Origin of the sequence: Microbacterium phyllosphaerae (genome assembly GCF_017876435.1) — a bacterium.
Lineage (GTDB): Bacteria > Actinomycetota > Actinomycetes > Actinomycetales > Microbacteriaceae > Microbacterium > Microbacterium phyllosphaerae.
This window is the reverse complement of sequence record NZ_JAGIOA010000001.1, coordinates 1,623,202-1,645,280: the sequence shown is the minus strand read 5'-3', so window position 1 is coordinate 1,645,280 and position 22,079 is coordinate 1,623,202. Positions and strand designations below refer to the sequence as shown.

The window sequence follows — 22,079 nt, the reverse complement described above, 5'->3', positions numbered from 1 at the left end:
CTGAAATTATCGCCAGCGTTGGTGATCGAGAGGATGACGATGTCCGAGGCCTATCTCGTCGATGGCGTCCGCACCCCCGTCGGCCGGTACGGAGGCGCGCTCGCGTCCGTCCGCCCCGACGACCTCGCAGCCCTCGTGGTGGGTGAGACCGTCCGTCGGGCGGGCGTACCCGCCGAGGCGATCGACGAGGTCATCCTCGGAGCCGCGAACCAGGCCGGAGAAGACAACCGCAACGTGGCGCGCATGGCCGTGCTGCTCGCGGGTCTCCCCGATTCGATCCCCGGTCTGACCGTCAACCGCCTCTGCGCCTCCGGAATGTCGGCGATCGCACTCGCCGCGAACGCCGTGCGCGCGGGTGACGCAGACCTCATCGTCGCCGGCGGCGTCGAGTCCATGACCCGGGCACCCTGGGTGCAGGCGAAGCCGGAGCGCGCGTGGGCGAAACCCGGCGCCTCCTTCGACACGTCCATCGGCTGGCGGTTCACGAACCCGCGACTGAGCGCTCGGGACAAGGCGACCTTCTCGATGCCCGAGACGGCGGAAGAGGTCGCCCGCGTCGACGGGATCAGCCGTGGGGATGCCGACGCGTTCGCTCTTCTGAGCCATCAGCGGGCGATCGCCGCGATCGACGCCGGTCGGTTCGCCCCCGAGATCGTCGGAGTGGAGACGGGCCGCGGAGTCGTCGACACAGACGAAGGCCCCCGGCGCGACAGCACCCTCGATGCACTCACGGCCCTCCGCCCCGTCGTCGCCGGAGGCGAGGTCGTGACAGCCGGCAACTCCAGCTCACTGAACGACGGCTCCTCGGCGATCGTCGTGGCGAGCGCCGACGCTGTCGAGCGGCATGGACTGCGGCCTCGCGCGCGGATCGTCGCGTCGGCGACAGCCGCACTGGCTCCCGAGATCATGGGCCTCGGCCCGGTGCCGGCCACGCAGAAGGCGCTCGCGAAGGCGGGCCTGCAGATCGGCGACCTCGGAGCGGTCGAGCTGAACGAGGCCTTCGCCTCGCAGTCCCTCGCCTGCATCCGCCGCCTGGGGCTGGACCCCGCGATCGTCAACGCCGACGGCGGAGCCATCGCGCTGGGTCACCCGCTCGGCTCGAGCGGATCACGGCTCATCGTCACCCTGCTGGGCCGACTAGAACGCGAAGGGGCTCGATACGGACTCGCCACGATGTGCGTCGGCGTCGGGCAGGGCACGGCGATGATCGTGGAGCGTCTCCCGTGACCCTGCACATCGAGGAGCGCGACGACAGGGTCGTCGCCACGCTCGACCGCCCCGAGAAGCGCAATGCGATCGACCAGGAGACCATCGACGCCCTGCACGAGTTGTGCGCCGCGCTCGAGGCATCGCCGCGGACGCTCATCGTCACCGGCTCCGACGGGATCTTCGCGGCGGGCGCCGACATCGCCCAGCTGCGCGACCGCACCGCGGACGACGCCAGGCGCGGCATCAACGCGATGGCCTTCATCCGCGTGCGCGAACTGCCGATGCCGGTGATCGCGGCGATCGACGGCTATGCACTCGGGGGCGGCGCCGAACTCGCCTACGCGGCCGATATCCGCATCGCCACGCCGTCATTGCGCATCGGGAACCCCGAGACCGGACTCGGGATCATCGCCGCAGCAGGTGCGACATGGCGCCTGCCCGAGATCGTCGGCGACGCACGGGCGAGCGAACTGCTTCTCACCGGGCGCGCCCTCGACGCCGAGGAGGCGCTGCGGTGGGGGCTCGTCTCGTCGCTGCATCCCTCCGACGAGCTGCTTTCGGCGGCGCACGCGATCGCCGACCGCATCACGGCGAACGATCCGCTGGCGACGCAGCACACGAAACGCGCACTGCGCGCGCCGCGGGCACAGCATCCGGCGATCGAGTTCGAGCTGCAGGCCGAGCTGTTCGCGTCGCCCGAGAAGCATCGCCGCATGACCGCATTCCTCGAGAGGAAGAACCGATGAGCGAGACAGCGAAGGCACCGCGCGGGGTCGGGGTGCTCGGCGGGGGGCGCATGGGAGCCGGGATCGCCCACGCGTTCCTGCTCGCCGGCTCGCACGTGAGCGTGGTCGAGCGCGATGCGGCGAGCGCGGATGCGGCCCTGGCGCGCGTCAGCGACAGCATCCGCAGATCCGTCGAACGCGACCCCTCGCTGCAGGAGACAGAGATCATCGGGCGTCTCAGCGCAGGACGCGACATCGCGGCGTTCACCGACGTCGATCTCGTGATCGAGGCGGTGCCCGAGGATCGCGAACTCAAGGAGCAGGCCCTCGCCCGCGCCGAAGCGGCGATGCCCGCACATGCGACGCTGGCGAGCAACACGTCGTCGATCTCGATCGATGACCTGGCCGCGAACCGCGTGCACCCGGAGCTCTTCCTCGGCCTCCACTTCTTCAACCCGGTTCCCGCCTCCGCGCTGGTCGAGATCGTGCACGGAACAGCGACGGATGCCGCGGTGACCGACCTCGCCGGCCGGTGGGTGACGTCCCTCGGCAAGACGCCGATCGTGGTGAGAGACTCCCCCGGCTTCGCGTCCTCGCGACTGGGTGTGATGCTCGGCCTCGAGGCCATCCGGATGCTCGAGGAGGGCGTCGCGTCCGCGGCCGACATCGATGCGGCGATGACACTCGGGTACCGGCATCCGATGGGCCCGCTGCGCACCACCGACATCGTCGGGCTGGATGTGCGCCTGGGCATCGCGGAGGAGCTGGAACGTGCGCTCGGCGCCCGGTTCGCTCCACCGGATCTGCTGCGACGAATGGTCGCCGAGGGAAGACTCGGCCGCAAGAGCGGCGAAGGGTTCTACGCATGGAACGAGGAGAGATGACCGAGTATCTGCCGAGCTATGTCCAGGGCGAGTGGTGGACGCCGTCGTCGCCCGAACGCTCCACCGAGGTCCGCGATGCGTCCACGGGCGAGGTGGTCACACGCGTCTCGACCGAGGGCCTCGATCTCGCGGGCGCCCTGGAGCACGCACGCACGATCGGACAGCGGAGCCTCGGCGCGCTGACGTTCCACCAAAGAGCGGTGCTGCTCAAGCAGTTCGCTCTCGCCCTCACCGAGCGCAAGGACGAGCTGTACGCGCTGTCCTCTCGCACCGGTGCCACGAAGAACGACTCGTGGGTCGACATCGACGGCGGCATCGGGGTGCTGTTCTCCTACTCCGGCAAGGGGCGGCGCGAGCTGCCCAACAGCCGCGTGCACGTCGACGGCCCGGTCGAACCGCTCTCGAAGGACGGCTCGTTCCTCGGTCGCCACGTCTACACGACGCTGCCCGGCGTGGCCGTACAGATCAACGCGTTCAACTTCCCGGTGTGGGGATCGCTCGAGAAGTTCGCGCCGGCGTTCCTCGCGGGCATGCCGACCCTCGTGAAGCCCGCGACCCCCACGGGCTATCTCGCCGAGGCCATGGTGCGCATCCTCGTCGAATCCGGGTTGCTGCCGGACGGATCTCTGCAGCTGGTGAGCGGCAGTGTGCCCGACCTGTTCGAGAACCTGCGACTCGGCGACATCGTCGGCTTCACGGGCAGCGCGTCGACCGCGGAGAGTCTCAAGGCCCACCCGGCGGTGCAGACCGGCGGGGTGCGCTTCACGGCCGAGACCGACTCGATCAACGCCTCGGTGCTCGGCACGGACGCCGTCGCGGGCACGCCCGAGTTCGACGCGTACGTGCGCCAGCTCGTCACTGAGATGACGACCAAAGCCGGTCAGAAGTGCACGGCAATCCGCCGTGCGATCGTGCCGACCGGATCGGCGGACGCCGTGATCGCTGCGGTGCAGGCGCGCATCGCCGACAAGACCGTGCTGGGCGACCCGCGCACGGAGGGCGTCACCATGGGCCCTCTCGCCTCGATCGCGCAGCGCGACGAGGTGCTGCGCCAGGTGGGCAGGCTGCAGGCGGCGGGGGCGCAGATCGTCGTCGGCACGACGGATGCTCCCGAAGTTCGCCTCGCCGACGGCAGCACCGGCCTCGCCCCCGACGGCGCGTTCGTCTCGCCTCTGCTGCTGCGCTTCGACGACGCGCAGACCGAGGCGGCGCATTCGATCGAGGCCTTCGGTCCGGTGTCGTCGCTTCTCACGTACGACACCACCGCCGACGCCGCCGCGCTCGTCGCTCGGGGCGGCGGGTCGCTCGTCACCAGCATCGCGACGCACGACCCGGCGCAGGCAGTGGAACTGGCCACACGCATCGCGCCCTTCAACGGCCGCATGCTGCTGCTCGACCGCGACGACGCTCGATCGTCGACCGGTCATGGCTCACCGCTGCCCAACCTCGTGCACGGCGGCCCCGGCCGGGCAGGCGGCGGTGAGGAGCTCGGCGGCATCCGCGCCGTGCTCCATCACATGCAGCGCACCGCGGTGCAGGGGTCTCCCGAGATGCTCACCGCGCTGACCGGCGTGTGGCACGCGGGTGCTGCGGCGCGCAGCGACGGCCGGCATCCCTTCCGCAAGTCGCTTGCGGAGCTGCGGATCGGCGACCAGATCGTCTCGGCGTCGCGCGAGGTGACGCTGGCCGACATCGAGACGTTCGCGCACTTCACGGGTGACACGTTCTATGCGCACATGGACGAAGCCGCTGCTGCCGCGAACCCGTTCTTCCCCGGACGCGTGGCGCACGGCTACCTGCTCGTGTCCTGGGCGGCCGGCCTCTTCGTCGACCCGGAGCCCGGCCCCGTGCTCGCCAACTACGGCCTGGAGAACCTGCGGTTCATCACCCCCGTCTCCCCCGGCGACACGATCCGCGTCGAGCTCACGGCCAAGCAGATCACCCCGCGCGAGACCGACGAGTACGGCGAGGTGCGCTGGGATGCCGTGATCCGCAACCAGAGCGACGAGCTCGTGGCGACCTACGACGTGCTCACGCTGGTGAACAAGCAGCAGACGTCCGAGGGCGTGGCCGCATGAGACCGATGATGCAGCGCGACGCCGCCTCGGCGATGCTCGGCATGACCGTCGAACTCGACGCGCCGGGAGAGGCCGTCGTGTCGATGACGGTGCGAGACGACATGCTGAACGGCTTCGCGATCACGCATGGCGGTCTGGTGTTCACGCTCGCTGACACGGCCTTCGCGATCGCCTGCAATGAGGACGAGCGCGTCACCGTCGCCGGTGGCGCCGACATCACGTTCCTCAAGTCCACGACCGCGGGCCAGCGGCTGACGGCACGCGCCGTGCGTCGGGTCGTGAGTGGGCGCAACGGCCTCTACGACGTGACCGTGACCGACGAATCCGGCGACGTCGTCGCCGAGGTCCGAGGCCGCTCGCTCACGACGAACCGGTCGCAGGCGGGCTGACATCGTGCGGGAGGTCCTGCATGGTGAGGGCCGGAATCGGTGTGATCACGATTCCGGCCCCGGCCTGATTCCGCCCTGCGGTCTCCGCTCAGCGCTGGATGACCTTGGGGGCTGCGACCGCTTTGAGCCCCGCGACGCCGAACTCCTGCCCGTAACCGCTGGCCTTGATTCCGCCGAACGGCACGTGCGGGTTGATCGCTCCGTGCTGGTTGATCCACACGGTGCCGGCCTGCACCCGGCGGGCGACCTCGCTCGCCGCATCCGGGTCGTCCGACCAGACCGACGCACCGAGGCCCTGGGTCGAGTCGTTCGCGCGGCGAACGGCATCGTCGACGTCGGAGTACCGGATGACCGGGATGACCGGACCGAACTGCTCCTCGTCGACGAGGGCCGTTCCGTCGTCGATGTCGGCGACGACGGTGGTGCGGTAGAACAGCGGTCCGTGCTCGGGCGCGGGCTCTCCACCGGTGACGATCCGCGCACCGTGCTCCCTCGCGTCGTCGACGAGTCGGGCCACGATGTCGAACTGCTTCTCGTTCTGGAGCGGGCCGAGGACGTTCGCCTCGTCGAGCCCGTTGCCGAGCGGCATGGCGTCGGCCAGCTTCGCGAGCGTGTCCACGACCTCGTCGTACTGCGAGTCGTGCACGTAGAGCCGCTTGAGTGCGGCGCACGTCTGACCGGTGTTGATGAAGATCCCCCAGAACAGGTTCTCGGCGATCGCGGCGATGTCGGTACCCGGAAGGATGATGCCGGCGTCATTGCCGCCGAGCTCGAGGGTCAGTCTGGCGAGACTGTTCGCGGATGCCTCGACGATCCGGCGGCCCGTGGCCGTCGACCCGGTGAACATGATCTTGTCGAGGTCGGGGTGCGCGGCGATCGCCGCTCCCACCTCGCGGTCGCCCGAGATCACGGTCAGCACCCCGTCGGGCAGGTGCCGGTTGTAGATCGCGGCGAGCGCGAGCACCGAGAGGGGCGTGTACTCGCTGGGCTTGACCACCACCGTGTTGCCCATGCGCAGCGAAGGGGCGATCTGCCAGACCGTGATCATCATCGGCCAGTTCCACGGTCCGATGGCGCCGACCACTCCGAGCGGGTCGTAGTGCACCTCCGCCCGCGAGGCACCGGCTTCGAAGACGACCTCCGGCTCGAGGGGCGTGTCGGCGGCAGTGCGGGTCCAGGCCGAGCATGCCCCGACCTCGAAACGGGCATTCGGTCCGTTCAGCGGCTTGCCCTGCTCACGAGAGAGCAGCACGGCCAGCTCCTCGGCGCTCGCGTCGAGGTCGTCGGCGATCGCGGTGAGGATGCGGCTGCGTTCGGCGTGACCGAGCGCGGCCCACGCGGGCTGCGCGGAGCGGGCATTCACGATGGCGCGGTTCAGGTCGTCGACCGTATGCACGGGCGCATGGCCGATCACCTCACGGGTCGCGGCATCCGGGATGGGGCGGCCGACGCCCTCCGGCGCGGTGATGGACTCCAGGATCGTCGTCGTCGTGGTCACAGCATCCTCCTTGATCGCGGACAGCTCCGTCCGGTATCCGGAGCCTACGAGCGCCGGCGCGGGTCGGTACAGGCCCGGCGGCGCTTCGTGCACCCACGGCACAGGGCCGTACGCCTTCGGCAGATCGAGCCCTCGCGATCCGCGATCTGATGGAGAAGCCCCCCTTGCGACGAAGGAGTCGATGATGACCACGACAGACGCCCGCCCCGAGTTCGGAGCAGAGACGGAACTGCACTCACCCGAGGCGCTCGGCCGCCTGCAGTTGGAGCGTCTGCAGTGGACGGTGCACCACGCCTATGAGAACGTGCCGACCTATCGCCGCAAGTTCGACGAACACGGCGTGCACCCCGACGACATCCGCGCGCTCGACGATGTGCAGAAGCTTCCGTTCACCACCAAGGCCGACCTGCGCGAGAGCTACCCGTTCGGGATGTTCGCGGTGCCGATGGCCGACGTCCGCCGCGTCCATGCGTCGTCCGGTACGACGGGGCGTCCGACCGTGGTCGGATACACGGAGGGGGACCTCGGCCGATGGAGTGACCTGATCGCCCGGTCACTGCACGCCGCGGGCATCCGCGCCGGGATGAAGGTGCACAACGCGTACGGCTACGGGCTCTTCACGGGCGGACTCGGCGCGCACGCGGGTATCGAGCGTCTGGGCGCCACGGTGATCCCCGTGTCCGGCGGCCAGACGGCCCGGCAGGTGCAGCTGATCACCGACTTCGAGCCGGATGCCATCCTGTGCACGCCGAGCTACCTGCTCACGATCGCGGATGCGATGGAGGCGGCCGGGATCGACCCGAGGTCGACGTCGCTCCGAGTCGCGGTGCTCGGCGCCGAGCCGTGGACGAACGAGATGCGGCGGGAGATCGAGCGACGACTGAACATCGACGCGGTCGACATCTACGGGCTCAGCGAGGTCATGGGACCCGGTGTCGCGAGCGAGAGCGTGCTCACGAAGGACGGCCCGCACATCTGGGAGGACCACTTCCTGCCTGAGATCATCGACGGCGACACCGGCGGGCGGCTGGCGGATGGCGAGCTCGGCGAGCTGGTCTTCACCTCGCTCACCAAGGAGGCGTTCCCCGTCATCCGCTACCGCACGCGCGACCTGACCCGCCTGCTGCCCGGAACGACGTATCCCGCGCTGCGGCGCATCGAGAAGATCACCGGGCGCAACGACGACATGATCATCCTGCGCGGCGTGAACCTGTTCCCCACGCAGATCGAGGAGCTCGTGATGGGCATCGAGACGCTCACGCCGCACTTCGTGCTCGAGCTGCACCACGTCGCTCAGCTCGACACCATGACCGTGCGCATCGAGCGGCACCCGTCGTTGAGCGCCGAGGAGTGCGATGCCGCTGCCGCGGTGCTCCACCATCGCATCAAGATGCACATCGGCACGAGCGTCGATGTCAAGGTCGAGGAGCCCGGCACCCTGCCTCGGAGCGAGGGCAAGTACAAGCGCGTGTACGACCTGCGCTGAGATATAAATCGCTTATCCGCGATATCGCAGATAAGCGATATCATCGCTGCATGAGTCGCGCCGCCGAGCTGATCCGCTACGCCCGCCGCCAGAGCGGACTCACGCAGTCCGCTCTGGCTCGACTGGCCGGCGTGACACAGAGCGTCGTCAGCGAATATGAGACCGGCAGGCGCGAGCCGTCTTTCGACGCGGTCGACCGGCTGATCTCGGCCGCTGGGCTGATCGTCGAGGTCACCCCGCGCACTACGGAGGAGCAGAGCGCGCGCGACCGAGTGATCGCGCTGTCCGGTGAACTCCGGCGCGCACTCCTGCCGCTCGGGGTGCAGCGCATCCGCCTCTTCGGCAGCGTCGCTCGCGACGACGAGAGTGCGTCAAGTGACATCGATCTGGCCGTTGATGTCGCGTCGACCGTCGGCGTGTTCGATCTGCTGCGGATGCGGCGAGAGGCCGAGAAGGTACTCGGCCGACCGGTCGACCTCGTCCCCTCCGACGGCCTCAAACCCGCGGTGGCAGAAGCGGTCGAACGTGAAGCCGTCACGTTGTGAGCCGACACACGATCGAAAGGCTTCAGGACATCGAGGCCGCCTGTGACGCGATCGCTCGTTATGAGCGACGGATGGACAGCGATGACGAGATCGCGCACAGCTGTTCGGCGGATGAAGTCGAGAGAAACGGACGCATCGACGAAGCACTGACGGATGCTTCTGACACCGACCTCAGCCGCGGAGCGCGAGCACGAACGGAAGCACCTCGGTGGCACCGGCCTGACGGAGCGTGCGTGCAGCGACGGTGAGGGTCCACCGGCTGTCGGCCAGGTCGTCGACGAGGAGTACCGGGCCCTCGGGAATGTCGAGGCCCTGCGCGCTGAACCTGTCCCAGAGACCGGCGAGACGGAAGACGCTGTTGCCGCCGGGCTGCCCCGACGGTCCGCCGTTCACGAGATCGAGAGCGCCGAGGTACGGCAGTCGCCCGATCTCGGAGATCCCGCGGGCGAGAGAGTCGACCAGCAGCGGATGCGACCGCGACGGCATGGCGACCACCGCGACGGGGCGCTCCGTCCAGCCCCAGCCGGCGAGGACCCGCACACATCCCCCGAGCACCTGCGGCGTCACCGCGGCGTCGGGCGCTCCCGAGGCGAACAGCTCGCGCAGGGTGCCTCCCCAGCCGAGATCGGTCAGTCGCGCGAGAGCGCGCCCCTCTCCCGCCTGCTCACTCGCCGGGATGCGCCCCTTGACCGGGACGTCGAGCTTGTCGGCCCCTGTCGGCCAGGCGCGGCGCGGTTCGACGGGGACCCCGACGCGATCAAGCGACTCCGCCGCCTGAGAGGTGGCCGACTCTCCGATCTCGCTCGGGAACCAGATCCCCGCGCAGTTGTCGCACCGTCCACAGGGGGCAGCGGTGTCGTCGTCGAGTGAGCGCTGGAGGAACTCCATGCGGCATCCGTCGGTCTGCTCGTAGTCGATCATGTGCTGCTGCTCGGCGCGGCGCTCGGCGGCGATGCGCTCGTAGCGCTCGGCGTCGTACGTCCATGGCTGACCGGTCGCGACCCACCCGCCCTGCACCCGACGCACCGCACCGTCGACGTCGAGCACCTTGAGCAGCAGTTCGAGAGGGGTTCGCCGGATGTCGACCATCGCCTCGAGCGCCGGTGTGGAGATCGGCTGATCGCCGAGCGCCCCGATCACGCGTTCGGCCCGCTCGCGGTCGGGCATCGACGCGGTCGCGAAGTAGTGCCAGATGTCGCGATCTTCGACGCCCGGCAGCAGCAGGACGTCGGCGCTCTCGCTCGCGCGACCGGCACGGCCGACCTGCTGGTAGTAGGCCACCGGTGATGAGGGTGCCCCGAGGTGCAACACGAACCCGAGGTCGGGCTTGTCGAACCCCATGCCGAGTGCGCTCGTGGCGACGAGCGCCTTGACCTCGTTGCGCTTCAGCATCCCCTCGGACTCGGCGCGCTCGTCGGTGTCGGTCTGCCCTGTGTAAGCACGCACCTCATGACCGTGATCGCGCAGCAACCGCGCGGTGTCGACCGCGGCGGCGACGGTGAGCGTGTAGATGATGCCGGAGCCGGGCAGGTCGTCGATGTGGCTCAGCAACCACGCCAACCGGCTCGCCGAATCACGCAGCCGCAGCACACCGAGTCGCAGCGAGGTGCGCGCGAGCGGGCCTCGGATCGTCAGCACTTCGGGTCGGTCTTCCGTGGATTCCGCACCTCCGGTGCCGAGCTGCTCCGCGACATCCGCCACCACCCTGCTGTTCGCGGTCGCCGTGGTGGCGAGCACCGGGACCTGGGGAGGCATCTGCTCGATGAGGTCGCGCAAGCGCCGATAGTCGGGTCGGAAGTCGTGGCCCCAGTCACTGATGCAGTGCGCCTCATCGACGACCAGCATGCCGATCCGGCGCACGAGAGCGGGCAGCTGCTGCTCGCGGAAAGCGGGGTTGTTGAGTCGCTCGGGAGACACGAGCAGCACATCGACCTCGTCTCGGTCGAGCTGCTCCATCACTTCCGACCACTCATGCGCGTTGGTCGAGTTGATCGCGACGGCGCGAACCCCCGCACGCTCGGCCGCGGCGATCTGATCGCGCATCAGTGCGAGCAGCGGCGAGACCAGCACGGTGGGGCCGGCCCCCTGCCGCCGCAGGAGCAGCGTCGCGACGAAGTACACGGCCGACTTGCCCCACCCGGTGCGCTGCACGACGAGCGCGCGGCGCCGCCCCTCGACGAGGGCTTCGATCGCCTCATACTGCCCGTCGTGGAAGTCGGCATCGGGACGGCCGACCAGCTCGCGGAGCGCCGAGAGCGCAGCGGTGCGGGTGTCGACAGCGGCGGGGGAAGTCATGTCTCCACTGTGCCTCATGCCACCGACAGCCTGGCCCCGTTCATCCACAGCCGGATCCGCGCCCACCCTCGACGACGTCGTCTACCGTGGAGAGATGATCACCCGAGAACTGGCCGTATCCCTGCGCGACGCCGGTCTCGCGTGGCACCCGGCCGAGGGCGATCGGTTCCAGCTCGACCTTCCCGACGAGGTCGAACTCGAGGCCGAGGCCGACGTCTTCACGGTCAGTGAGATGACGATCGAGGCCCGTCAGACACCCAGCGGCACGGATCTGGCCTTCAACGGCACGACCGAGTGGGCTCTCGATGCCGTCACCCTCGCCGATGCGGTCTGGCTCCCCCGCGAGGACCAGCTGCGCGAGCTGCTGCGAGGCACCTTCCGCGCCCTGACCCGCGTCTCCGATGCGTTCGTCGTCGAGGTGGAGATCGCCGGAGAGACACTGCGGTTCGAGCATCCGGACCCCTCCGAGGCCTACGGTCGAGCGCTTCTCGACCTCGTCTCGCGCTCGCGCTGAGCGCCCCGCCTTGCGCGCCGACGACCTCCGTGTCAGAATTACCTAACGACCGGTCAGTAAAGAGGATCGGACACTGAGGAGTCGATGATGACCAGCCCCGCAGATCTCTCCCTCGTCGCAGACGAGCTCTCCGACGACGAGCGCCTGTTCGATGAGCTCATCGCGAACGAGCAGCGCATCGAGCCCCGCGACTGGATGCCCGACGCGTACCGCAAGACGCTGATCCGTCAGATCTCGCAGCACGCGCACTCCGAGATCATCGGCATGCAGCCGGAGGGCAACTGGATCACCCGGGCGCCGAGCCTCAAGCGCAAAGCGATCCTGATGGCGAAGGTGCAGGACGAGGCCGGTCACGGTCTCTACCTCTACTCCGCGGCGCAGACCCTCGGGATCACGCGCGACGAGATGATGGATCAGCTCATCAGCGGCAAGGCCAAGTACTCGTCGATCTTCAACTACCCCACTCCCACATGGGCCGACATGGGCGCGATCGGATGGCTCGTCGACGGCGCCGCGATCTGCAACCAGGTGCCGCTGTGCCGTGCGTCGTACGGCCCCTACGGACGCGCGATGGTGCGCGTCTGTAAAGAGGAGTCGTTCCACCAGCGCCAGGGTTTCGAGATCCTGCTCTCCCTGATGCAGGGCACCGACGAGCAGAGGCAGATGGCACAGGATGCCGTGAACCGCTGGTACTGGCCGAGCCTGGCGATGTTCGGTCCTCCCGATGACCAGTCGCCCAACTCCGCCCAGTCGATGAAGTGGAAGATCAAGCGCTTCACCAACGACGAGCTGCGCCAGCGGTTCGTCGGGATGGTGGTGCCGCAGGCCGAGATCCTCGGCGTGACCCTTCCCGACCCCGATCTGCGATTCGACGACGAGACCGGGCAGTACGTGATCGGCGAGATCGACTGGGACGAGTTCTTCGAGGTGCTGCGCGGCAACGGCCCGTGCAACGCCGAACGTCTCGAGCGCCGCCGTACGGCACACGAGGAGGGCGCGTGGGTACGCGAGGCCGCCGCCGAATATGCCCGCAAGCAGGCACTCAAGACGAAGGCGGTGGCGTGATGGCGACGCCGGGATCCGACGAACGCGAACCCTGGCCCCTCTGGGAGGTCTTCGTCCGCGCGAACCGCGGTCTGAGCCACGTCCATGTCGGGTCCCTGCACGCCCCGGATGCCGACATGGCCATCCGCAACGCACGCGACCTCTACACGCGCCGCGGCGAGGGCGTGTCGATCTGGGCCGTCCCGGCGGATGCGATCACCACCAGCGACCCCGATGCGAAGGGTGCCTACTTCGAGAGCCCCGCCGGCAAGAACTACCGGCATGCCGTCTACTACACGGCGTCCGAAGGGGTGCCGCACCTGTGAACGACATCCATGCAGACCTCCACGGTGACCTGCACGGGGACGTCTCGGTCGACGAGCTGCGACTGAGTGAGGAGCTCACCGGCACAGGCTCCGCCGCAGCATCCGCCGACGTCGCCGAGTACGCGCTGTGGCTCGGGGACGACGCCCTGATCCTCTCTCAGCAGCTCGGCGAATGGATCGCCCGCGCACCGGAGCTCGAAGAGGACGTCGCGCTCGGCAACATCGCCCTCGATCTGCTCGGCCACGCCCGCTCGTTCCTGCACTTCGCGGGGTCGTACGACGGACGCTCCGAAGACGACCTCGCCTACTTCCGCGACGAGCCCGAGTTCCGCAGCGCCTGGATCGTCGAGCAGCCCAACGGCGACTTCGCGCAGACCATCGCACGGCAGTTCATCGTGTCGACCTACATGTTCGAGCTCTACTCCGCCCTCCGGGCGAGCACGGACGAGACGTTCGCCGCGATCGCGGAGAAGTCCCTCAAAGAGGTCGACTACCACCGCGACCACGCTGTGCAGTGGGTGCTTCGCCTCGCCGGCGGCACCGACGAATCGAGGCGGCGGATCATCCGTGCGCTCGGCGATGTCTGGCCCTACGTCGACGAGCTCTTCCGCGACGAGCCCCTCATCGATCGCCTCGGCGATGCGGCTGTGCGGCCGTCGACTCTGCGCGCCGGTTTCGATGCGGTCGTCGACACCGTGTTCACCGAGGCGGAGCTCGAGGCGCCCACCGTCTCGGCATCGTCCGCCGGCGGCCGACGGGGAGCGCACGCGACACCCCTCGGCCACCTGCTCGCAGAGATGCAGGTGCTGGCCAGGCGCCACCCGGGAGCATCATGGTGACCGACATCCTGCGCCACGACACCGAGGCCGCCGCCTGGAGGATCGCCGCAGCCGTGGCAGACCCCGAGGTGCCGGTGCTCACGATCGAAGACCTCGGCGTGCTCCGGGCGGTCGCCGTCGACGGCGAGACCGTGCGAGTCGACATCACCCCGACGTACAGTGGATGCCCGGCGATGGACACGATCCGCGATGACGTCATCCTGGCGCTCACCGCGGCCGGATACGCACAGGTCGAGGTCCGTCTCGTGCTCTCCCCCGCCTGGACGACGGACTGGATGTCGGATGCCGGCAAACAGAAGCTGTCGCAATACGGCATCGCCCCGCCGTCTGGACGCTCAGCCATCTCCTCCGGCCCGATCCGCCTGGCGATCAGCGTGCGCTGCCCGCGGTGCGGCTCGCTCGACACCCGCGAGGTCTCGCGCTTCGGATCCACCTCGTGCAAGGCGCTCTTCGAATGCCGCGCCTGCCTCGAGCCCTTCGACCACTTCAAGGTGCACTGATGTCGCTGTTCGCTGTGTCCCGCCCCGCCCCGGCGGCGTCTCCGCACTCCGCCGCGTCGGCCACGAAGAAGCGCGCGCGCTTCCACACCTTGGCCGTCGAAGAGGTTCGCCCGCTCACCGACGACTCGGTCGAGGTGACCTTCACGGTTCCCGCCGCGCTGGCCGATGACTACGACCACCAGCCCGGACAGTACGTGGCGCTGCGCACGACCCTCGAGGGCACCGAGGTGCGCCGGTCGTACTCGCTGTGCCGCGCGCCCGAGCATCGCACGGACGAGCAGATCGCCGCCGGGATGCCGACTCGCCTCAGCGTCGCCGTGAAGCGCGACGAGGGCGGCCTGTTCTCCACCTGGGCGCAGACGGGCCTGCACCCGGGGTTCGAGATCGACGTGATGAGCCCGCAGGGCACGTTCACCTCGGGCCTCGACGACCTCGACCATCGCCACGTCGTCGGAATCGCCGCGGGCTCCGGCATCACGCCGCTCATGGCCCTCGCGCATACGGTGCTGACGCGCTCGGACACCTCCCGTTTCACGCTCCTCTACACGAACCGCTCGACGCTCGACGTGATGTTCCTCGAGGACCTCGCCGATCTGAAGGACCGCTATCCGACGCGCCTGACTCTGCACCACGTGCTCTCGCGTGAGCAGCGCACGGCTCCGGTGCTGTCCGGACGCATCGATGAAGAGAAGCTCCGCACCATCCTGGGGATGCTCATCGACCCGACCGATGTCGACGAGTGGTTCCTGTGCGGACCGCTCTCGCTCGTCGACCTGTGCCGCGAGGTGCTCGCCGACGTGGGAGTGCCCCGGGAGCACATCCGTTTCGAGCTCTTCACGACCGGCGATGAGCCGGTGCGTGCCGCACGCCCGGTCCAGGTGCGAGCAGGAGAGAAGACGATCCGGATCGAGGTGAACCTCGACGGCGTCTCCTCGACCGTCGAGAGTCCGGTCGACGCCCACGAGTCCGTGTTGAACGCCGCACTGCGGGTGCGCCCCGACGCCCCGTTCGCGTGCGCGGGCGGCGTCTGCGGCACGTGCCGCGCCCGCGTCATCGAGGGCAGCGTGACGATGACCGAGAACTACGCGCTCGAACCCGACGAGCTCGAACGTGGCTACGTCCTGACCTGCCAGTCCCACCCGACGAGCGACCGCGTCGTGGTCGACTACGACGTCTGAGGAGCATCCGATGATCGAGCTCACCATCGAGGACGACGTCGCGACGGTCGTCCTGAACGCACCGGCGAAGCTGAACTCGCTCGACGAGCAGGCGCTGCGCGATCTCGGGCGAGCCTACGACGAAGCCGATGCCGCGGGGGTGCGGGCGCTCGTGCTGCGCGGCGAGGGCCGGGCGTTCTGCGCCGGCCGTGACATTTCGGCGGTCGACCCGCGCGACGACGACGTCTCGGGCTACCTCGATGGCCTCGTCACGCCGCTGTTGCAGAGGATGTCTCGCTTCCCCGCGCCGACCTTCGCGGTCGCGCACGGCGCCTGCCTGGGCGTCGGACTCGGACTCCTGATCGCCACGGACGTCGTCTACGTCGCGGAGTCGGCGAAGATCGGTTCGCCGTTCGCCGCTCTGGGCGCCACGCTCGACTCCGGCGGTCATGCGCTCTTCGTCGAGCGGCTCGGCGCGCACAAGACGCTCGACCTCATCTACACGGGGCGGTTGATGAGCGGCTCCGAGGCCGTGGCGTCGGGGCTGTTCTCGCGAGTGCTCCCCGACGACGAGGTGCTGCAGACGACGACGGATGCCGCGGCGACCGCCGCTCGAGGGGCCACCGCAGCGTTCCTCGCGAGCAAGCAGCTGGTCGCGAGGATCCGCGACGAGCGGCTCGCCCTGTGGGACTCGATCGAGGTCGAGAACGCCGCGCAGGCCGCGCTCTGCGACACCGACGACTACCGCGAGGGCTTCGCGGCCTTCCAGGAGAAGCGGAAGCCGGAGTTCCGCGGGCGCTGAGTCCTCGCTGTTCTACTGCGACGGAGAGGGCGAAGGCAAGGGCTTCGCCGATGTCGGATGCCGGTGCCAGACTGCATCCATGTTGCTCTCGGAGCTCGTCTCCACCGCCGAAGAAGTCACCGCCACCTCATCACGTCTCGCCAAGATCGACGCGGTCTCGCGGCTGCTCGCACGAGCGGAGGCCGATGACGTCCCCGCCCTCGTCGGCCTGCTTCTCGCGACACCGCGTCAGGGCCGCCTGGGGGTGGGCTGGCGCGGGATCACCGCCCTCGACGTGCAGCACGCCGAGGGGTCGGCACTGTCGATCAGTGACGTCGATGCGGCCTTCGAGGCATTGGCCGGCTCATCGGGATCAGGGTCCGCAGCGGCCCGGACCGATCTGCTCTCGGCCCTCGCGGAGCGGGCCACCGCCGAGGAGTGGGACTTCCTGTCGCGCGCGATGCTCGGAGAACTGCGCACCGGCGCACTCGGCGGTGTCCTGCTCGACGCGATCGCCCGTGCCTCCGATCGCCCTGCGGCATCCGTGCGCCGTGCCGCGATGCTGTCCGGTGACCTGGGCGACACCGCGGTCCTCGCCCTCACCGGCACCGAGGCCGAGCTCGACGCGGTCGGCCTCGTGGTCGGACGCCCGGTGCTGCCGATGCTCGCCTCGACCGCCACGACCCCGACCGCTGCGCTCGAGATCACAGGCCCCGCCTCGGTCGAGTACAAACTCGACGGAGCGCGCATCCAGGTCCACCGCCACGGCGACGACGTGAGCGTCTACACCCGCAGCCTCGCCGACATCACGCACCGTGTGCCCGAGATCGTCGAGATCGTGCGCGGCCTTCCTGCGCACGACCTGATCCTCGATGGCGAGACGCTGTCGCTCGATGAGGACGGCGGCCCTCGCCCGTTCCAGGAGACCATGTCGCGGTTCGGAGCCGACGTCTCGCGCGACCTCGTGCTGCGGCCCTGGTTCTTCGACGTGCTGCATGTCGACGGTCGCGACCTGCTCGACGACCCCCTCTCCACCCGCCTGACCGAGCTGGAGAGTGTGGTGGGCGAATGGCGCATGCCGGGCATCGTGACAGACGATCCCGCAGCCGCCGAGCAGCTCTCCCGAGATGCTCTGGCAGCCGGGCACGAGGGAGTGCTCGTCAAGGGCGTCGACGCCCCCTACTCCGCGGGACGCCGCGGCAAGTCCTGGGTGAAAGTCAAACCCGTGCTGACCTACGACCTCGTCGTGCTCGCCGCCGAATGGGGTTCGGGTCGTCGCCAGGGGTGGCTGTCGAACCTCCACCTCGGCGCGCTCGATCCCGACGGGGAGTTCGGCGAGCCGGGCGGATTCGTGATGGTCGGCAAGACCTTCAAGGGACTCACCGACGATCTGCTGCGCTGGCAGACCGAGAATTTTCCTCCGCTCGAGACGCGGCGCACCCAGAGCACGGTGTTCCTGCGCCCCGAGTTCGTGGTCGAGATCGCCATCGACGGCGTCCAGCGATCACCCCGCTACCCCGGTGGCATCGCCCTGCGCTTCGCTCGTGTGAAGGGCTACCGACCTGACAAGACGCCGTCAGGCGCCGACACGATCCAGACGCTGCGCGCGCTGCTGCGAGGGTGAGACGAGCTCAGGCGCTCGGCGCGAGCCCGAGGTCCTCTTCGCGGACGGTGCCCTGGAACGACCACGGGAAGTTGATCCAGAGATCGGTGTCCTTCCACGCGTAGTCGGGCTGGATGATCGTCGACGGCTTGGTGTAGATGGTGACCGAGCGCACATCGGCACCCTTGTCCTTCAGCAGCTGCACGGCCAGGGCGAGGGTGCGCCCCGAATCGGCGACGTCGTCGACGAGCAGCACGCGCCGCCCGTCGAGGTAGGCCATGTCGAGCTCGGGCGGCAGCACCTCGGGCGCATCGAGCACCGTGCCGATGCCCGTGTAGAACTCGACGTTGATCGCGCCGCAGTTCTTCGCACCGAGGCCGTATGCGATCGCGCCGGCCGGCAGGAGTCCGCCGCGGGCGATCGCCACGACGACCTCGGGCATGAAGCCGCTGTCGAGGATGCTGCGCGCGAGGTCTCGCGTCGCGGATCCGAAGCCGTCCCAGGTGAGCGTCTCGCGCTCGATCGAAGCATCCGTCATCGTCTCATTCTTCCCCACTGCCGCACGCCGTCCGTCCACGTCGCGCAGATCACCCCAGGCGGGTGATCTCGACCGAGACGAAGAGCTCCGACGCACTGGGACCCGCGTACACACCGCGGAGCGGAGCGACGTCGGCGTAGTCGCGACCGTGCCCCACATAGACGTGCGACTCGCCCACCTCGACCAGGTTGGTCGGATCGTAGCCGCGCCATTCGCCGGAGTACCACTCCACCCAGGCATGCGACTCCCCCGTCACGGACTGCCCGATCGCCGCGGTCGGATCGGGGTGCAGATAGCCCGAGACGTACCGCGCCGGGATGCCTGCCGCCCGGAGCACCCCGAGCGCGACGTGCGCGATGTCCTGGCAGACGCCCGATCGCGTCGGCCACGCGTCACGAGCCGTGGAACTCACCCCGGTCACGCCGCTGCGGTACTCCATCGCCTCCCCCACCGTCTTGCAGATCTCGAACGCCGTCTCGTCGACCCCTCCGCCCTCGGCCTCGATCCGCAGAGCGAGGTCGCGCATCTCCTCATCCGGGTCGGTGGCCGGTGTCTGCGTCACGCATTCGGCCAGGGTCAGCGACTGCGGGATGCGCGCGGCGAGCTCGTCCCAGTCGATCCCGGCACCCGCGTGGGGCGACGGCCGGACATCGACCACACTGGTCGCCGTGACGGAGAGCTCCTGATGCGGAGTGAGCACCTCGAATGTCGAGACGCGCGTGTCCCAGTAGTCCGCATACGAGTGCTGCGTCGCGGTCGGGGAGATGTCGAGCGTCGCCTGCAGCACGAACTGGCCGTCACGGGAGTGTGGCAGCATCCGCGCCTCGTTGTACGAGGCCGTCGCCGGCTGCTCGTAGCGGAACCCCGTGCGGTGCACGATCCGGAGCCGGCTCACAGCGCCTCTCCGATCCACACCGGCATCGCGATCGACGGGAAGTACCGCTCCCTGATCGCGTCACTCGCCATCGACATCCCCACCTGGACCTCCTCCATGCTCTCGGACAGACGATGCACGGTGTCGCCGATCGGCCGGTACTCGAGCTCCGACCTCATACGACCGAGCACCCGGTGCGCGCGGTCCGGGGTTCCGAACGCACCCGCCGGATCGATCCCGCGCAGGCACTCCTCGGCCTGCAGGATGCTCGAGAGCACAGACCGCGGGAACAGCCGATCGACGAGCAGGAACTCCACTGCGGAGGCCGCGGTCGGTACGGCACGGTGACTGCGCAGATGGGCCTCGTACGCGCCGCAGCTGCGCAACAGCGTCGTCCAGCTGGGTCCACCGGCCTCCGTCAGCGACCGCGTGGCGAGGAGCCGAGCGGTCATGTCGGCGCGCTCGATAGACCGGCCGAGCACGAAGAAGTGCCACGCCTCATCCCTGCTCGTCGATGAATCCACGACCCCGAAGGCCAGCGCCGACCGGTCGCGCACCCACCGGAAGAACGGGTGCGTCTTGTCGGAGGCGATCCGCCGCGGCATCCGCGCGTTCGACTCGTTGAGCGTCTCCCAGAGATCCGTCGAGATGATCTCTCGCGCGCGGCGCGCATTCTCCCTCGCGGAGGCGATCGAATGCGCGATCGAGGCGGAGTGGTCCCGATCCAGTGCGAGCAGCCGCACCACATCGTCGCGGCTCAGCACCGCGTCGTCATCGGCCGTCGTGCCCATCACCGAGAGGAGCGCGCGGCAGGCGGTGTCCTCCTCCACCCACGGATCCTCGAGCAGCAGCTGCAGATGCACGTCGAGGATGCGCGCGGTGCCGTCCGCCCGCTCGACGTATCGCCCGATCCAGAACAGCGCCTCCGCGATGCGACTCAGCACGTCGCACCTCCCTGTTGCTGCTGCTGCTGCTGTTGCTGCTGGTGGTGACGCTGCTCGAGGTCCTCGTCCTGCGGAGACGAGAGGAACGGCTGGTGCGGCTCCTCCCGAGGCGGCGCCACGATCGCGATCGCCCCGGTGGCGAGCGACACCTCGTCGGCGGCGGGGTCGGCCTCCCCCGTCACCGTCGTCGTGGGCCCGGTGAAAAGAGACGGGTCGAGCACCCAGGTGTCCTTCGACCCTCCGCCCTGGCTCGAGTTCACGACCAACTGCCCCTCGGGCAGAGCCACGCGGGTGAGCCCGCCGGGGAGCACCCAGATGTCCTGCCCGTCGTTGACCGCGAACGGCCGCAGGTCGACGTGCCGCGGGCGGAACCCGTCCTCGACGAGCGTGGGGATCGTCGACAGCTGCACGACCGGCTGTGCGATCCATCCGCGCGGGTCCGCGAGCAGTGTCCTGCGGAGCGCCTCCAGTGTCTCGCGCGATGCGTCGGGCCCGACGACCAGGCCTTTGCCACCCGAGCCGTCGACCGGCTTCACGACGAGTTCATCGAGCCGATCCAGCACCTCCTCGAGAGCATCCGGCTCCTCGAGCCGCCAGGTGTCGACGTTCGGAAGCACCGGCTCCTCCCCCAGGTAGTAGCGGATCAGGTCGGGCACGTATGTGTAGACGAGCTTGTCGTCGGCGACGCCGTTGCCGACGGCGTTCGCGAGGGTCACGTTGCCGAGACGGGCGGCGAGCATCAGCCCCGGCGCCCCGAGCACGGAGTCCGGCCGGAACTGCTGGGGGTCGAGGAACTCATCGTCGACCCGGCGATAGATCACATCGACGCGGGTGGGGCCTGCCGTGGTGTGCATCCACACGCGACCGCCGGAGCAGAACAGGTCGCGCCCCTCGACCAGCTCGATGCCCATCATGCGGGCCAGCAGCGTGTGCTCGTAGTACGCCGAGTTGTGCACACCGGGCGTCAGCACCACGACCGTCGGATCATCGACGCCCGCGGGCGCGGCCGCGCGCAACGCCTGCAGGAGGTGGCCGGGATAGTCGACGACCGGTCGCACCCGCAGACTCGTGAACAGCTCGGGGAGCGTCTGGGCCATCACCCGTCGATTCGCGAGCACGTAGCTGACGCCGCTCGGTACGCGCACGTTGTCTTCGAGCACCCGCCACGCTCCCGCCTCATCGCGGATGACGTCGATGCCCGCGACGTGGATGCGGACGCCGTTCGCTCCCACGATCCCCGCGGCCTGCCGGTGGAAGTGCGACGACGAGCTGATCAGCGAGGCGGGGATCACGCCGTCCTGCACGGCGGTCTGCGGCCCGTAGACGTCGGCGAGGAACGCCTCGAGTGCGCGGACGCGCTGCTTCACGCCGGATTCGACCAGCGTCCAGTCGTCCGCGGCGATCACCCGCGGCACCACGTCGAGAGGGAACGGACGCTCCTCCCCGGCGAAATCGAACGTCACCCCCTGCGCGAGATACGAGCTGGCCAGTGCATCGGTTCGGGCCCGCAGCTCGGCATCGTCCATGCCGGCGAGCGCCGGATACATGTCCTTGTACGGGAGCCTCACGCCGCCTCCGTCGCGCAGGGCGTCCGCAGGGAACATCTCGTCCCACGGAGCAGCCCCCGCCCGCTCGGGTGATCGACGCGAGGTGTATCCGTTGAACAGCGACTCCATGACCGCATGTTTCCCTGTCACCGTTTCGGCGGTGTTACGCGCACGAGACGGAGCCGCGACAGCGACCGCGGCTGTAGGATCGACTCGTCCGGCGCACTCTGGTGCCGGTGCCTGAAAAAGAGGCACGAAGCACCCCACGATGACGCGGGGGCGAGACACATACGGAATCGCACG

21 protein-coding genes are annotated in these 22,079 nt (G+C 69.2%); 15 read left to right on the top strand and 6 right to left on the bottom strand.

Translation table 11 applies throughout. The annotated features are described in order from the left end of the window. The first annotated feature begins 39 nt into the window (after positions 1–39). From JOF42_RS07635 to paaI, 5 genes are read left to right on the top strand one after another with little or no spacing between them, the layout of a single operon-like run. On the top strand, positions 40–1,227 hold the full coding sequence (locus JOF42_RS07635) for a thiolase family protein (protein WP_210097313.1): 1,188 nt from the start codon (positions 40–42) through the stop codon (positions 1,225–1,227). After that, entirely contained in the window at positions 1,224–1,955 is a 732-nt protein-coding gene (locus JOF42_RS07630; protein ID WP_210097312.1) for an enoyl-CoA hydratase/isomerase family protein, read from the top strand. Before JOF42_RS07635 ends, JOF42_RS07630 begins: the two co-directional genes overlap by 4 nt. Further along, on the top strand, positions 1,952–2,818 hold the full coding sequence (locus JOF42_RS07625; protein WP_210097311.1) for a 3-hydroxyacyl-CoA dehydrogenase family protein: 867 nt from the start codon (positions 1,952–1,954) through the stop codon (positions 2,816–2,818). The genes JOF42_RS07630 and JOF42_RS07625 overlap by 4 nt, the downstream gene beginning before the upstream one ends. After that, positions 2,815–4,896 (top strand): phenylacetic acid degradation bifunctional protein PaaZ, encoded by a 2,082-nt coding sequence (gene paaZ, locus JOF42_RS07620; RefSeq protein WP_210097310.1) that lies wholly within the window; start codon positions 2,815–2,817, stop codon positions 4,894–4,896. The genes JOF42_RS07625 and paaZ overlap by 4 nt, the downstream gene beginning before the upstream one ends. Next, positions 4,893–5,285 carry a hydroxyphenylacetyl-CoA thioesterase PaaI gene (gene paaI, locus JOF42_RS07615; protein ID WP_210097309.1) on the top strand — a complete coding sequence of 131 codons (393 nt, stop codon included), beginning with the start codon at positions 4,893–4,895 and terminating at the stop codon, positions 5,283–5,285. The genes paaZ and paaI overlap by 4 nt, the downstream gene beginning before the upstream one ends. A gap of 88 nt (positions 5,286–5,373) precedes the next feature. Here the strand turns inward: paaI and JOF42_RS07610 are convergent, their stop codons facing one another. After that, on the bottom strand, positions 5,374–6,783 hold the full coding sequence (locus tag JOF42_RS07610; RefSeq protein WP_210097308.1) for an aldehyde dehydrogenase family protein: 1,410 nt from the start codon (positions 6,781–6,783) through the stop codon (positions 5,374–5,376). A gap of 181 nt (positions 6,784–6,964) precedes the next feature. Between JOF42_RS07610 and paaK the strand changes: the two genes are divergently transcribed. After that, positions 6,965–8,269, top strand: coding sequence for a phenylacetate--CoA ligase PaaK (gene paaK / locus JOF42_RS07605; RefSeq protein ID WP_210097307.1), 1,305 nt, complete (start codon positions 6,965–6,967; stop codon positions 8,267–8,269). Positions 8,270–8,319: 50 nt separating this feature from the next. Further along, positions 8,320–8,814: a helix-turn-helix domain-containing protein gene (locus tag JOF42_RS07600; RefSeq protein WP_210097306.1), complete on the top strand. Its 495-nt coding sequence runs from the start codon at positions 8,320–8,322 to the stop codon at positions 8,812–8,814. 171 nt (positions 8,815–8,985) lie between these two features. Here JOF42_RS07600 and JOF42_RS07595 read toward each other — a convergent pair whose 3' ends face one another. Further along, positions 8,986–11,109 (bottom strand): RecQ family ATP-dependent DNA helicase, encoded by a 2,124-nt coding sequence (locus JOF42_RS07595; RefSeq protein ID WP_210097305.1) that lies wholly within the window; start codon positions 11,107–11,109, stop codon positions 8,986–8,988. Positions 11,110–11,203: 94 nt separating this feature from the next. On the opposite strand from JOF42_RS07595, the gene JOF42_RS07590 reads away from it, so the two are divergent. The 8 genes from JOF42_RS07590 (at position 11,204) to JOF42_RS07555 (ending at position 17,894) form a co-directional block, all read left to right on the top strand. Next, entirely contained in the window at positions 11,204–11,623 is a 420-nt protein-coding gene (locus JOF42_RS07590; protein ID WP_210099121.1) for a pilus assembly protein CpaE, read from the top strand. Positions 11,624–11,710: 87 nt separating this feature from the next. Then, positions 11,711–12,688, top strand: a complete 978-nt coding sequence (gene paaA / locus JOF42_RS07585; RefSeq protein WP_210097304.1) for a 1,2-phenylacetyl-CoA epoxidase subunit PaaA — start codon at positions 11,711–11,713, stop codon at positions 12,686–12,688. Beyond that, positions 12,688–12,993: a 1,2-phenylacetyl-CoA epoxidase subunit PaaB gene (gene paaB, locus JOF42_RS07580; protein WP_210097303.1), complete on the top strand. Its 306-nt coding sequence runs from the start codon at positions 12,688–12,690 to the stop codon at positions 12,991–12,993. The genes paaA and paaB overlap by 1 nt, the downstream gene beginning before the upstream one ends. Beyond that, positions 12,990–13,832 carry a 1,2-phenylacetyl-CoA epoxidase subunit PaaC gene (paaC, locus tag JOF42_RS07575; RefSeq protein ID WP_372443547.1) on the top strand — a complete coding sequence of 281 codons (843 nt, stop codon included), beginning with the start codon at positions 12,990–12,992 and terminating at the stop codon, positions 13,830–13,832. Before paaB ends, paaC begins: the two co-directional genes overlap by 4 nt. Continuing rightward, entirely contained in the window at positions 13,826–14,332 is a 507-nt protein-coding gene (gene paaD / locus JOF42_RS07570; RefSeq protein ID WP_210097302.1) for a 1,2-phenylacetyl-CoA epoxidase subunit PaaD, read from the top strand. Before paaC ends, paaD begins: the two co-directional genes overlap by 7 nt. Next, on the top strand, positions 14,332–15,510 hold the full coding sequence (gene paaE, locus JOF42_RS07565) for a 1,2-phenylacetyl-CoA epoxidase subunit PaaE (protein WP_210097301.1): 1,179 nt from the start codon (positions 14,332–14,334) through the stop codon (positions 15,508–15,510). Before paaD ends, paaE begins: the two co-directional genes overlap by 1 nt. 10 nt (positions 15,511–15,520) lie before the next feature. Beyond that, entirely contained in the window at positions 15,521–16,291 is a 771-nt protein-coding gene (locus JOF42_RS07560) for an enoyl-CoA hydratase/isomerase family protein (RefSeq protein WP_210097300.1), read from the top strand. A 79-nt stretch (positions 16,292–16,370) separates the two neighbouring features. After that, entirely contained in the window at positions 16,371–17,894 is a 1,524-nt protein-coding gene (locus tag JOF42_RS07555) for an ATP-dependent DNA ligase (RefSeq protein ID WP_210097299.1), read from the top strand. 7 nt (positions 17,895–17,901) lie between these two features. On the opposite strand, the gene JOF42_RS07550 is transcribed toward JOF42_RS07555, so the two are convergent. From JOF42_RS07550 to JOF42_RS07535, 4 genes are read right to left on the bottom strand one after another with little or no spacing between them, the layout of a single operon-like run. After that, positions 17,902–18,411 (bottom strand): phosphoribosyltransferase, encoded by a 510-nt coding sequence (locus JOF42_RS07550; RefSeq protein ID WP_210097298.1) that lies wholly within the window; start codon positions 18,409–18,411, stop codon positions 17,902–17,904. A gap of 49 nt (positions 18,412–18,460) precedes the next feature. Then, positions 18,461–19,306 (bottom strand): transglutaminase family protein, encoded by an 846-nt coding sequence (locus JOF42_RS07545; RefSeq protein ID WP_210097297.1) that lies wholly within the window; start codon positions 19,304–19,306, stop codon positions 18,461–18,463. After that, a complete protein-coding gene (locus JOF42_RS07540) occupies positions 19,303–20,229 on the bottom strand; it encodes an alpha-E domain-containing protein (protein WP_210097296.1) in 927 nt (308 codons plus the stop codon). The genes JOF42_RS07545 and JOF42_RS07540 overlap by 4 nt, the downstream gene beginning before the upstream one ends. Beyond that, complete coding sequence (locus JOF42_RS07535) at positions 20,223–21,905, bottom strand: circularly permuted type 2 ATP-grasp protein (RefSeq protein WP_210097295.1); 1,683 nt, start codon at positions 21,903–21,905, stop codon at positions 20,223–20,225. Before JOF42_RS07535 ends, JOF42_RS07540 begins: the two co-directional genes overlap by 7 nt. Between the last annotated feature and the right edge of the window lie 174 nt (positions 21,906–22,079).